This is a genomic window from Sulfurimonas sp. C5 (genome assembly GCF_029872055.1).
GTDB lineage: Bacteria > Campylobacterota > Campylobacteria > Campylobacterales > Sulfurimonadaceae > Sulfurimonas.
On record NZ_JARXNQ010000001.1, the window covers coordinates 47,682 to 61,837 of the forward strand.

At 33.4% G+C, this 14,156-nt stretch carries 10 protein-coding genes; 7 read left to right on the plus strand and 3 right to left on the minus strand.

All coding sequences use genetic code 11. The features are described from left to right. Positions 1 to 12 precede the first annotated feature (12 nt). The 3 genes from P6N22_RS00225 to P6N22_RS00235 are packed head-to-tail and all read right to left on the minus strand — an operon-like array spanning position 13 to position 6,207. Positions 13 to 1,815 carry a GGDEF domain-containing protein gene (locus tag P6N22_RS00225; protein WP_280329038.1) on the minus strand — a complete coding sequence of 601 codons (1,803 nt, stop codon included), beginning with the start codon at positions 1,813 to 1,815 and terminating at the stop codon, positions 13 to 15. Between the two features lie 45 nt (positions 1,816 to 1,860). Further along, entirely contained in the window at positions 1,861 to 3,675 is a 1,815-nt protein-coding gene (gene glmS, locus P6N22_RS00230; protein ID WP_280329040.1) for a glutamine--fructose-6-phosphate transaminase (isomerizing), read from the minus strand. Between the two features lie 18 nt (positions 3,676 to 3,693). Beyond that, positions 3,694 to 6,207, minus strand: coding sequence for an HD domain-containing protein (locus P6N22_RS00235; protein ID WP_280329042.1), 2,514 nt, complete (start codon positions 6,205 to 6,207; stop codon positions 3,694 to 3,696). Between the two features lie 55 nt (positions 6,208 to 6,262). Between P6N22_RS00235 and P6N22_RS00240 the strand changes: the two genes are divergently transcribed. From P6N22_RS00240 to galU, 7 genes are read left to right on the plus strand one after another with little or no spacing between them, the layout of a single operon-like run. Then, entirely contained in the window at positions 6,263 to 6,550 is a 288-nt protein-coding gene (locus P6N22_RS00240; RefSeq protein WP_280329044.1) for a putative quinol monooxygenase, read from the plus strand. Between the two features lie 3 nt (positions 6,551 to 6,553). Further along, positions 6,554 to 7,717, plus strand: coding sequence for a class II aldolase/adducin family protein (locus tag P6N22_RS00245; protein WP_280329045.1), 1,164 nt, complete (start codon positions 6,554 to 6,556; stop codon positions 7,715 to 7,717). Next, the gene (lsrK, locus tag P6N22_RS00250) at positions 7,717 to 9,282 is read left to right on the plus strand and encodes an autoinducer-2 kinase (protein WP_280329047.1); all 1,566 of its coding nucleotides are present in this window, start codon (positions 7,717 to 7,719) and stop codon (positions 9,280 to 9,282) included. Before P6N22_RS00245 ends, lsrK begins: the two co-directional genes overlap by 1 nt. Positions 9,283 to 9,331: 49 nt before the next feature. After that, positions 9,332 to 10,366 carry an aminofutalosine synthase MqnE gene (mqnE, locus tag P6N22_RS00255; RefSeq protein WP_280329049.1) on the plus strand — a complete coding sequence of 345 codons (1,035 nt, stop codon included), beginning with the start codon at positions 9,332 to 9,334 and terminating at the stop codon, positions 10,364 to 10,366. Then, positions 10,367 to 11,188: a glycosyltransferase gene (locus tag P6N22_RS00260; protein ID WP_280329051.1), complete on the plus strand. Its 822-nt coding sequence runs from the start codon at positions 10,367 to 10,369 to the stop codon at positions 11,186 to 11,188. Further along, complete coding sequence (locus tag P6N22_RS00265) at positions 11,124 to 13,298, plus strand: STT3 domain-containing protein (protein WP_280329053.1); 2,175 nt, start codon at positions 11,124 to 11,126, stop codon at positions 13,296 to 13,298. Before P6N22_RS00260 ends, P6N22_RS00265 begins: the two co-directional genes overlap by 65 nt. An 11-nt stretch (positions 13,299 to 13,309) precedes the next feature. Beyond that, on the plus strand, positions 13,310 to 14,155 hold the full coding sequence (gene galU / locus P6N22_RS00270) for a UTP--glucose-1-phosphate uridylyltransferase GalU (RefSeq protein WP_280329055.1): 846 nt from the start codon (positions 13,310 to 13,312) through the stop codon (positions 14,153 to 14,155). Position 14,156 lies beyond the last annotated feature (1 nt).

Sequence of the window (14,156 nt, forward strand, 5' to 3'; positions counted from 1 at the left end):
ATGTTCCAGGGATTAAAAGTTTTCCCCTTGGAACATCTCTTTCTGGAATTCTACGATTTTATTTCTACCAGTGTTTTTTGCTTCATATAAAGCTGTATCTGCAAATTTGATTGTTTTCCAGATACTATCTGCATCCTCAGGATATTTTGCAATACCAATACTGATCGTTTTTTTCATAGTTTCACCGTTACCGACATCAAATGTAAGAGCCGAGAATGCTCTATGGATTTTACCTGCAACATTTAATGCTCCTTCAGCACTTGCATTATGAAGAAGTACTAAGAACTCTTCTCCTCCGTAACGGATAGCAAGATCAGCTTCACGGATATTGTCTTTAAGCACACCGGCAAGAGCAACAATAACTTTATCACCTATATCATGCCCATAAGTATCGTTAACCATTTTGAAGAAATCTACATCAAGCATCATAATAGTATATGTTTCATCTTTACGGTTTGACTGAGCAATTACTTGATCGATAAACTCTTCTAAAAATCTTCTATTGTATAAACCTGTCATACTATCTCTTAAAGAAGTATCACGAAGTTTTGCAGTAAGAATTCTACTTTCAATAACAGGTTTTGCAGCTTCAAGATAGTTTTTAATACTTGGTGTCAGTGCATTAATGCGATTTACATCACTTTCATCTTTTGCAGCGATATTAAGAACTACACTGTATTCATCATTAATAAGGAAAGGGATACATACGTAATAATCATCTTGCTTATGACATTCTGGACATAGATCGATGTATTCTGTTGAGATTACATCTGATTGTGTTCTAAAGGCACGGCATATATTTGCATTTAAATTTACAGTATTACCACACATCGCCTTATCACTAGTTGCATAAATAAGTTTTCTTTCATTTCTTGCTTGATCTATTTGATAAAATGCAAAATGAAGAACTTCAAATTTATGCTCTAAAGCATCGATAAATCTTTTATAAACAGCTTCTTTATCAAGATCCAATTCTATGGTCTTTTTAAATTTATAAATATCTGAGAGTTCCCCAATAATAGATTTTGCTTCGTGAAGCGGGTCTTTAGATGATACACATCCTTGAGGAATAAACGTAGAGAGATTATATTTGATATTTCCAAATGTCTCTTGCATTTTTGTAAAGAGAGTATTGAGTTGCTCGGCAATATTTCTTGCATCACCTTTAACATTTGTAAAGAATTGGTGTGTAAAATCACCGCTATATGCTTTTGTAATACCTTCTTGCATACTTGAAAAAAGTTTCATATAAGGAGATACATAATGATTTAATAGATAAAGAACGATAACGATAAAGCCAAGATTGATAGCTAGAATTTTTAAGATCGTTACCATACCTGCATTACGCATGTTAGTAATATCGAATTCCATACTAATTGCTCCAAGAGTATCACCTCTTTGCACATCATGACATTGAAGACAGTTTGGTTGAGATGTTGTTGCTTTATAAGGAATAGAAACTCTTAATACAATAGAGTCTGTTCCTTCTTGAATGGTTTCAACCGTTGTTCCGGTTTTAAGTACCTCTTTATCAATATCGTCACGTAATGTTTCGTTTGCAAAACCTTTACCGTATTGTGTAATGACTTTTGGAGAACGAACTATCCATAAAGATTTTACTTCACTGTTATTAATAGAAATTTGGTCCAAAAAGTACTGACGTTTATCCATCATTCCGTTAACCATATGAGCTGTTAAACCATCTTTTACAATTGCTGCGGTCATAACCGCTTTCTCTGTAGCACCTTTTATACTATATTCTCTAAAATTTAGTGATACATTTACAATTGTCGCGACAGCAAGTGCTAGCAACATTATAGTTACAATAAATAACAGTTTAAACTTCGTTCCCATACTTTTCTACTCCACAGTTACACTTTTTGCTAAGTTTCTTGGCATATCTACATCATTGCCCAGTCTGATTGAAACTTCTAATGACAGCAATTGTACCACAACCATCATCTCAAAAAACTCTAACATGTAAAATTCGTGTTTTTTTGTTGCAATAAAGTCATCAGCCTTTTCAAATTGTAACGGACTGATAGCACAAATTGTTGAATCTCGTGCACTTAACTCCTCAACATTACTTTTTGCTTTTTCATAAAGCATATGTTCTGGTAAAAGTGCTATAGTAAAAAGCTCAGGATCTGCAAGTGCAATTGGTCCATGTTTCATCTCTCCACTTGGATAACCTTCTGCATGAAGATAAGAGATCTCTTTAAGTTTTAAAGCACCTTCAAGAGCTAAAGGATAGAAGATATCTCTCCCAATAAAGAAAAACCCATGTCCATGTAGATATCTTTTTGATAACCTTTTAATTTTCTCATGAATCTCATCACGAACTTTTACTGCAGAAGGGATTTGACGAATAAGTTCAATCTGTTTTGTGATCTCATCACTCGTTAGTGTTTTTCTTAAACTTGCCAGATGTAGTGATAACATCCAAAAAATTGTTACTTGTGTTGCAAAAGCTTTTGTAGAAGCTACACCTTTTTCAACACCTGCACGCGTTAAAATTGTCGCATCTGAAAGTCTTACCATAGAAGAGTTGTCGACATTACAGATCGTAAGAGTTTTAAGACCTGCATTTTTTGCCATTTTTAAAGTTTCTAAAGTGTCTGCAGTTTCACCGCTTTGAGAGATAGCAACAAAAAGAGTATCTGGTGTCATTATTGGATCACGATATCTAAATTCACTTGCAACTTCAATAGAAGTTTTTACTCTGGAGTAACGTTCAAAAAGATATGAAGCCGATAGAGCAGCATGATAACTTGTTCCACATGCACATAGTTTTATTTCATTAATTCCGTCAAAAAGTTTTGGATCTAACTCTTCAAAAATTACTTCATTCGTTCCTAGTCTTCCAAGTAAAGTATCTGTGATAACATCATGTTGTTCATAGATCTCTTTTTCCATAAAGAATCTATATCCGTCTTTTTGTGCAGAAAGTTTATTTGTTGCTAATTTTGTAAAATGAGGTTGCTTCTCTTGTTTATTTTTATCAAAAATTTTGATCTCATCAGGTGTTACATATCCGTAGTCACCGTCATCAAAATAGTTAACATCTTCACAATGGCCAATCAATGGAGTATCTGAAGAAGCAAAGTACTTTTCATTGTCGTTATTTTTACCTACAAGCATCGGTGAACCGAGTTTAGCAAAGTAGATAGTATCCTCTTTTGATTTTGTAACAAGTAAGATCGCATAAGCTCCTTGAAGCTGTGATACAGTTTTTTCAAATGCTTCAAATTCTGATGCTGCAGTTTTGAGGTTTTTTTCAAACTGATGTACGATCACTTCCGTATCTGTTTGACTTAGAAAACGTACACCGTCAGCTTCAAGCTCTTTTTTTAATTCAGCATAGTTTTCTATAATACCGTTATGAACAACGTAAGAACACTCGCCTACATGTGGATGTGCATTTAATTCTGTAGGCTTTCCATGGGTAGCCCATCTCGTGTGTCCAATACCCACGGCAAAATGATCCGTAATAAAATCTTTTGTCTTTTCTTCTAGGTTAACGAGTTTACCTACAGCTTTGAAGTTATTGAATTCACCATCACTTAAAACTGCTATTCCTGCCGAATCGTAACCTCTGTACTCTAATTCCTTAAGACCATCCAATAAAATATTTTTTGTATCTTTTGCTCCAATATACCCAACAATTCCACACATACATCAAACCCTAAAATCTTATTTTGTTAACAAATCATAAATTTTGTTGATATTATTACATATATTGTTTTGTTTTTCCATTAAAAAACTATCTCTTACTTTAAATTTACTAGAGTGTATTTTTGCCGTAACAATGTTAATTCCTAGTTGTTCAAACTTATGCATAACATAGGCCAGTAAACCTATCTGATTTTTAGTATGAATGTTTATCTCAGCATCGGTAAGGGAGTGTTCACAATCAATAGTAATATCTTCTTTTTTGATCTCAACATCTCTTAGTTTGACCTCTTTTGTCATATCAAAAGCATCTTCGATTACTGCCGTAATATCTTCCAAAATAGTTGGATCGACATTATGCATAAAATCTATTTTGAAATATTTCACTCCGTCAAAAAGTGTAAAAATTTCCATAGAAACAACATTTAAGTGAGCGAGAGTTGAGAGTAGATAACCTACATTAAGAGGAATCTTTCTAAAAATTTCTATACTTAAAGTCTGATCGTTTGTTATATTGTAAGAATATTTATCGGTTTGTTTTGCCTGAAGTGCGATTTTGACAATATCTTTTGGAGAATTTTTAAAGAAAAACAGATTTGATACAATCGATAAAATCTTATTCTGTAAAAGTTTTGTCTGTTCTTTAAATTCAGGGAGGTTTTTTACTCTTTTTTCAATTATCGTACGTTTTTTAGCATCAGTAATTCGTTCAGTGTTCTGAGCAATTTCTAAAGCATTTATATAAAGCTCATGAAGTAGTTTAGAACTAAAAGTTGTGTACGTATGTCCACCTACACCATCAACACCGTTAATATCTGCATATGTAAGTACATATAATAGTTTCAGATTTTTTTCATCGCCGACGTTAGACATAAATTTATAAAGAGTTTTTTCATTGTGGATGTTGTCTTTAAAAGCAACGGAACTCATTAAAATATGATGTTTGACAAGGTTAATAGCCCTAGAAGTTGCATCACCGTCAAGCTGCATTTTTTTTGTAAATTGTGCGATCAGTTTTGCACCTACTTCACTATGATCCTGTTTTCTTCCTTTACCGCTGTCATGAAATAAAACAATAATTTTGAGTAAAAACTTATCTTTTTCATCCATTTCATCATAGAGTTTTTTGATAAAAGGTTCTCGAATGTTTTCAAGAGCTTCAATACATTTTACAGAATGAAGATCTACAGGAAAATGGTGATAACCGTCAAACTGTGGAAGGTGTAATACCTTTTTAAAATTAGGAAAAAGCTCGTGCAGGATTCCCGCATCGTAAAAAAGTTTTAAAAATGAATAGATATGTTCTTTTTTAAGTAATCGTTTAATCAATGTATATGTTTTTTGAGTTAATGGATGAGGGATATGTGTATAAGTGAACTGATTTAAAAAACCTGCATCATATTTATAATCTTTGTCCTCTAAATTAACTAAAAGTTCCAGAAGTTCATTAATAGGTCTAGGAGTAAGATTGTAAGAAGCAAAGAGTCTGCCGTCTCTTTCATAAATTCCTTTTTGTAGACGTTGAACTCTAAATGCAGCAATGTTTTTTGTATCGTAAACAAAGCTACGAACCATTTTTTTAACAAATATCTGTGTAAAGTTATTAATACGCCAGCCTGCTTCTAATACTTTGCTTGAAAGTTTTTTCTGTGTAGTAAAGCCTAGAAGTTTTGTCACCTGAGGAATATGTTCAAGACGCAGTGTATCTTCTTGTTTTCCAGTAATAAGATGTAATGCACTTCTTACACGAAAAAGTAGTTCGAGTGCTATGCGATACTCTTTATACTCTTCTTCTGTAAAAAGTTCACCGCTTAACTCTTTAATAGATTCCACACCGTAAATTGTTTTGGCAACCCAAAAAATAAGTTGTGCATCACGAAGTCCGCCAACACCCTCTTTAATGTTTGGTTCCATTGAGATAGAGAATTTTTTTCTTCTTTCCTGAGCTTCTTCGATCTTGTTTAAAATATATTCTTTTTGATTATAAAGTCTCATACTGTGTAGTGCTCTACTTGCGGCATGCCAAGTAAAAGTGGAACCACATATAAAACGGGCTTCCATCAAAGCAGTACGAATTGTGATATCTTCATTTGAAGCTTTAAACAAATCTTGAACTTCATGTACACGATGTCCAAGTTTAAGTCCTGCATCAAGTGCCAGGTAAAACAGTTTTTCAATAATAAGTTCGGAGTTATAACCGTGGACATCTTCATAGACGATTAGTAGATCGATGTCACTATGTACACAGAGCTGTTCACGTCCATAACTCCCAAGAGCAACAATGGCAATAGGAATTGAGCTTCTCATAGGAAGGTAATTTCCAAATGTACGGCGTAGTACTGTCTTGTACATAAGCTCTATAATAGAGTCAAGCTGTCTTGTATGACGCACCAGAAAATCTTTTCCCTGATTTTTTTCAAAAAGTTGGTGCAACGAATCTTTATACTCTTTTATATACTGTTTAAAAAGTTTTGAAAGTTCAAAATCTGAACCGTTTTTTTCAATAATATCTTCTATTTGTAATAATATATCCATAGTTTAATTATATATAATATTTTGCTATAATTGCTTAAAAAAAGTGAATAAAAAAATGGCAATTACAAAAAGAGTAACATTTATAGCTAAAGAGGGCAGTGAAGGAAAAATGAAAGAGCTCCTGGCTGCAATGGTAAAACCTAGTAAAGCTGAAAAAGGGTGTGTGTTTTACGAGATAGTGCAATATAAAGAGAATCCAAGAAAATTCATGGCAGTGGAAACTTGGGAAGATGAAGCTGCACTTGACGGACATAGAGCATCAGCTCATTATGCAGTATACAAATCATCATATGAACCGTATTGTGAAGATAAGTATACTAATGAATTAGAAGTTTTAGGATAAAGAATGAAAAATTTATGGGATGAGAAAGCGGCTGCAAAATGTGTGGATCAATTAGATTTTAGAGTATATACATCAAATCTTTTAGGTGCAAATGACGAGTTGGTATTGCACGGCGGTGGGAATACATCTGTAAAAATAGAAGATATCCTTTATGTCAAAGGAAGCGGCTGGGACCTAAGCAATATTCAAAGAGAAGGCTTCTCTCCCGTAAAACTGGATACTCTCTTAGAAATGGCTCAACTTGAAAAACTTAGTGACAGTGATATGGTGAACTTACAACGTGCAGCAATGACAGATAAAGAAGCACCAAATCCTTCTGTTGAGGCTATTTTACATGCGCTTATTCCATGTAAGTTTGTTGATCATACGCATGCAGATGCAGTTGTGACTATTTCAAACTCGAAAAATGGCAAAGAGTATATTGAAAAACTCTATCCAAATTTTTTAATAGTTGATTATGTGATGCCTGGATTTGTTTTAGCTCATAAAATATATGTGATGACAAAAGGGCTTGACTGGGATAGTATTGAGGGAATTATATTACATAATCACGGTATAATTACTTTTGATGACGATGCGAAAAAGTCGTATGACAAGATGATTGAAGCAGTAACTAAAGCTGAAGAGTTTTTAGATGAAAATGCTGCACTTGAGATCCAAAGAAGTTACGAGCACAGCGGTTGTGATATTGCAAAGATTACAAAAACTTTTTCTAAATACAAAGGATATGAAGTTCATATCAATATCAACCAGTCACCTTTGGCATCATATTATGCATCACAACCAAATTTAAAAGAGTTTGCATCCCGTGGTGTTTTAACACCTGAACATATCATTAGAACAAAAAGAGCACCGCTTGTGATGGAAGATACAAATCTTGAAGCGGGAATTGAAAATTTCATTAAAGAGTATGAAGAATATTATATGCGTTATGAAAATGGTGAAATTATGCTGAACCCTGCACCAAACTATATGATCATAAAAAATCTTGCCGTTATCTCTTTTGGCGCAACGAAAAAAGAGTCGGATATTGTCAATGATATTGTAGAACATACAATGAAGGCAGTATTAAGAGCTGATAAACTTGGCGGCTACGTAAGTATTAGCGAAAAAGATAGTTTTGCTATGGAATACTGGGAATTAGAACAAGCAAAATTAAAAAAATAATGGAAAAGTATTTACTTGCCATAGATGCCGGAACAGGGAGTATCCGTGCGGTACTTTTTGATATTTTAGGAAATCAGCTTTGTGTTTCTCAGCAAGAGTGGACACACTTGGAAGAAGAGGGTGTCCCTAACTCTATGAGTTTTGACTTTACAAAAAATTGGCAGTTCACTTGCAATTGTATCCAAGGTGTAATAGAAGCATCGAATGTGAATCCTGAAGATATTTTAGCTTTAAGTGCAACTAGTATGCGTGAGGGGATTGTCCTTTACGATAAAGATGGAAATGAGCTCTGGGGTGTAGCAAATGTAGATGCAAGAGCTTCAGAAGAAGTAAAATATTTAAAAGAAAATTTTCCGGAGATTGAAGAAAAATTTTACCAAACAAGTGGACAGACTTTTGCACTTGGAGCACTTCCAAGGCTTTTATGGCTGAAAAACAATCGTCCTGATATTTATAAACAAGTAGCTTCTATCTCTATGATTGGAGATTGGATCTTGGCAAAACTTTCTGGTGTAATCGCTAGTGATCCAAGTAATGGCGGTACTACGGGAATATTTAGCTTGTCTGATCGAACTTGGGATAGTTATATGGCTCAAAGCATAGGATTAAAAGATGATATTTTTCCAAAAGTGTATGAAGTTGGAGAAGTTCTAGGCAATGTAACGAAAAAAGCTTCTCAAGAGACATCTTTATCAGAAACTACAAAAGTTGTGATGGGCGGTGGAGATGTTCAATTGGGCTCTGCCGGACTCGGTGTTGTAAAAGAGGGTGATGTAGCAGTTTTAGGCGGCAGTTTTTGGCAACAGGTTGTGAACATTAGTTCATATGTAAAACCGCCTAAAGATATGAGTCTGCGTGTAAATCCTCATGTAGTAAATGGTCTTTCGCAAGCTGAGGGGATTACATTTTTCTCTGGACTAATCATGCGCTGGTTTAGAGATGCTTTTTGTGATTTGGAAAAGTTAGAAGCAGAAAAAGAAAATAGAGATGTCTATGAACTTTTAGAAGAAAAAGCTAAAAATGTACCTGCCGGTTCTTACGGGATATTACCAATTTTTTCAGATGCTATGAAATACGGAAAATGGTACCATGCAGCTCCAAGCTTTTTAAACTTGAATATTGACAGTACTAAATCAAATAAAATTTCAATGTTTCGATCACTGGAAGAAAATGCCGCAATAGTTTCAAGTATTAATTTGGAAAATATAAAAAAATTTAGCGGTGTAGAATTTGATACTATTGTTTTTGCTGGCGGTGCAAGTAAAGGTACTCTATGGTCACAGATCTTAGCAGACGTGACCGGATATACGGTAAAAATTCCAAAAGTGACTGAGGCAACTGCACTTGGTGCTGCTATGGCGGCAGGTGTTGGGGCTGAAATATATGAAAACTTAGTAGTGGCATCAGAAAAATTGGTTCAATGGGACAAAACATATACTCCTAACTTTGAAAATAAAAAAGTTTATGATGAGCTAAAAGAAAAATGGCAAAGTGCTTATGAAGAGCAATTAAAGCTAGTTGATGATAATATCACGACTTCTATGTGGAAAGCTCCTGGAGTATAACAGGACTTCTCGAAATTATTAAATATTTAGAAAAAAAGAATGAGCAAGAATGGATAGAATAGATTTTAATACAGCACTAAAACTTTACGATGAAGATCTCTTTGTTTTAGGGGAAATGGCAGATAAAAAACGTAAAGAGCTTCATGGCAATAAAACATATTTTAATATTAACCGCCATATTAATCCGACAAATATTTGTGCTGATGTATGTAAATTTTGTGCCTATGCTGCCAATAGAAAAAATCCAAATCCTTATACAATGACACATGAAGAGATTATGGAAATTGTAGATAAGATTGTAGAAGATGGTGTAAAAGAGGTTCATATTGTTTCAGCTCATAACCCAGATACTGGAATAGAGTGGTATCTTGATATATTTAAAAAGATTAAAGATAAATATCCACAATTACATGTAAAGGCACTAACTGCAGCAGAAGTAGACTTTTTAGCACGTCATTACGGAAAAACATACGATGAAATTTTAGATATGATGGTTGATGCTGGAGTAGATTCTATGCCAGGCGGTGGAGCAGAGATTTTTGATGAAAAAGTGCGTGATTATATTTGTAAAGGGAAAGTAACATCCGATCAATGGATAGAGATCCATAAAAAATGGCATGAACGCGGTAAAAAATCAAATGTAACGATGCTGTTTGGTCATGTAGAGAATCGTGAGCACAGAATAGATCATATGATGCGTATCCGTGCATTACAAGATCAAACAGGTGGATTTAACTGCTTTATCCCACTTGTGTATCAAACAGAAAACAATTACCTGAAAATTGAACATCCGATTACAGCAGATGAGGTACTTCGTACTATGGCTATTTCTCGCCTTGTTCTTGATAACGTACCGAATTTAAAAGCATACTGGGTGACTTCTACCGTAAATCTTGCACTTGTTGCTCAAGAGTTCGGAGCAAATGACTTAGACGGGACTATTCAAAAAGAGTCTATCAATTCAGCTGCTGGAGCAAAGAGTGCTAACGGAATCGAATTAGACGAGTTCGTAGGCCTTATTAAAGATAGCGGGTTTACACCTGTCGAGAGAGACAGTATATATAATGAAATTAAGGTGTGGTAATTGGAGATAACAGTTGTTATCCCTACATTTAACCGCTATGAACTTTTAAAAAGAGCAGTACAATCTGTTCTTCAACAAACTTTTCAAGCTAAAGAGATTATTGTTGTAGATGACGGTTCTACCGATGATACTTCAAGAATTCAAAATGATTTTCCTCAAATAAAATATATATATCAAGAGAATAAAGGGGTTTCTAGTGCTAGAAATCTTGGGATACAACATGCAGTATATGATTGGATTGCATTTTTGGATTCTGATGATAGATTTGTAGAGGAAAAATTAGAAAAACAAGTTGATTTTCATCAATCAAATTTAGACTGTCTAGTAAGTTATACTGATGAAATATGGATTCGGAATAATCAAGAAATAAAAATTCCAAAAAAATTTCAAAAAATCGGTCAACATGTTTTTGAAGAAAATATAGCTTACTGCAATATTGCCCCATCGTCAGTACTTATACACAAAAATGTTTTTGAAAAAGTCGGTTATTTCGATGAAGCTTTAGAAGTATGTGAAGATTATGATTTGTGGTTAAGAATTTCTTTACAATTTCAAATTGCCTTAGTTAATGAGAAGTTGATTAGAAAATATGCGGGACATGATGATCAGCTTAGTTTTAAACATTGGGGAATGGACCGTTTTCGTATAGCTACTTTGGAAAAATTATTACATTTAACAACAGATCAGAAAAAAATAGAAAAAATTAATCATGAACTGTTAAAAAAGTACCAATTATTATTAAAAGGTGCAATCAAATATGATAAAATACACAACATTTCAATCTACAGGAAAAAACTTGAACAGCTTAACAAGAGAGACTAAACTTACAATATTTTATATCCTGTTAGCATTTATATTTTCAGTATCTATGAGAATGATTTGGGTATATCAGTTCAATGACTTCACTCCATTTAAATACAATGACCAGTTTATGATTAACACAAACGATGGTTATTTGTGGGCAGAGGGTGCAAGAGATATTCTTGGTAATACTGTGTATAGGGAGGGGATAGATCAAACACCTGTTACAAGTGCCCCTTCTATACTTACAGCACTTTTTGCTAAAGTTTTACCATTTTCTTTTGAAAGTATTATATTCTATCTACCGGTTTTTCTCTCATCTTTAATTGTAATTCCTATTATTCTTATTGCAAAGCTTCTTAAAAATTTAGAGATGGGGCTTATTGCGGCAATGCTTGCATCAATTGCATGGAGTTATTATAACCGTACAATGGCAGGATATTATGATACTGATATGCTTAATATTGTTCTTCCAATGTTTTTGCTATGGTCTATCATATGGGCTGTAAAAACAAACCAAAATATTTATCTTTTTTTGACTGCTTTAGATATTTTACTATATCGTTTGTGGTATCCTCAAAGTTACTCTTTGGAATTTGCATTTTTTGGACTTATATTAGCATATACACTTCTCTTTGACCGTAAAAATATTTTTAACTATAAACTGCTGGCTATTATGATGTTTGCTATGATGGGACTTGATGGTTATACACGTCTGGCATTGGTGGCAATTTCATATTATATTTTTACACAAGAGAAGTTTAATAAATATGGGTATTATCTTTTAGGTATTGCTGTTATTACTTTTTTTGTTACAGGTGGTTTTAATCCGATTTGGATGCAGTTAAAAGGATATGTCTTCAGTGAAAGCGTAAGTGTAGAACAAGAAGGCTTAGGACTCCACTTTTTTACAGTCATGCAAACTGTAAGAGAAGCTGGGAAAATTCCATTTGAAATGTTTGCCAACCGTATCAGTGGGCATACTTTAGTATTTATTATATCCTTTATCGGATATCTATACTTACTTTTCAAACATAGAATAATGCTGTTGTCACTTCCTCTTGTAGGGCTTGGCTTTTTAGCCTATATTGGAGGATTAAGATTTACAATCTATGCTGTACCTATCTTGGCTTTTGGTGTGGCATTTTTAATTACTGAGATTGCTGCAAAACTTCCAACCACTAAGTTGAAATTTCTTGCAATGATAGCCTTAACATTAGTAATGTTATATCCAAATTATAAGCATATAGATTCGTATAAAATACCGACTGTATTTAATAATGATGAGGTAGATGTTTTGAAACAACTCTCTCAAATTGCAACACCAAATGATTATACTGTAGCCTGGTGGGATTACGGATACCCAATTAGATATTATGCAAATACACAAACTTTAATTGACGGTGGAAAACATAGTGGTGCTGTTAACTTTCCTGTGAGTTTTATATTAACACATCCTCAAGATGTTGCAGCGAAAATGGCACGTTTAGATGTGGAATACACTGAAAAAAATTTAATGAGAAATAAAAAAATTAAAGATGGAGAACTCGAAGGTAATGTCTCTACAATATCGAATATTGAACAAATGACAAGAGATTATGGATTTAAAGATACTAATCAATTCTTAGCATCTTTAAAACAAGATATAAAGTTACCTGTGCAAACAACAGATATATATTTATACCTACCATTTAGAATGACAAATATTTATCCAACAATTACATATTTTTCAAATCTCAATCTAATGAATGGAGTAAAATACCAAGATCCTTTTTTCTATATGAGTAGAAATTTTCAAGAGATTGGCAATAAAATAGTGTTGGGAGAAAATATATTTTTAGATAAATCTAATTTAAGCATTACTATCGGAAATAAATCAGTACCTATTAGAAGATTTGTTAGAACTGCTTATTCTCAAGATAAAAAACTTCATGTTCAATCTCAGCTTGTTAATTTTACATCAAATATGAATCTTATATATTTGGCTTCTTATAATGTTTTTATAGTTTTAGATGAAGCAACATACAATTCGACTTTTGTTCAGTTATTTATTTTGGAAAACTATGATAAAGAGCTTTATGATATGGTTATTAATACTCCAGGTGCAAAAGTATTTAAATTAAAAATATAAAGGTAAAACGTATGCAGAAGAACCACACTATAAGAAAATGTTTATTCCCGGCAGCAGGCTATGGTACAAGGTTTTTACCAGCAACAAAAGCAATGCCAAAAGAGATGTTGCCAATATTAACAAAACCTCTTATTCAATATGGTGTAGAAGAAGCTATGGAAGCTGGATGTGATGTTATGGCAATCATCACAGGACGCGGAAAACGTGCAATCACAGACCATTTTGATATATCTTATGAGCTTGAGCATCAAATCAAAGGTTCTTCAAAAGAGAAAATGTTAGATGGAATTCGACATATAATTAAACATTGTACTTTTACGTATACACGTCAAAATGAGATGAAGGGTTTAGGTGATGCTATTTACAAAGGGAATGTACTAGTAGGATTTGCCAACCCTTTTGCTGTTGTTTTAGCAGATGATTTATGTGTCAATCCAGATGGTGATGGTGTATTAAAGCAAATGGTCAAACTATATGAAAAATATAAATGCTGTATAGTAGCTACTATGGAAGTTCCTAATGAAGAGGTACATAAATATGGTGTTATTGAAGGCAGTGAAATAGAAGATAGCGTGTTTATGGTTTCAAATATGGTTGAAAAACCAGATAATGATAAAGCGCCTTCTAATCAGGCAGTAATAGGACGTTATATCTTAACACCAGATATTTTTGATGTAATTCAAAATACAAAACCTGGGAAAAACGGCGAACTGCAAATTACCGATGCTCTGTGTCAACAAGCAAAAAACGGTATGGTAATAGCATATCAGTTTAAAGGCAAACGTTTTGATTGTGGCAGTGTAGAGGGATTTGTAGAAGCGACAAACTATTTTTATAACCAAGAGAAAGGAAAATAAA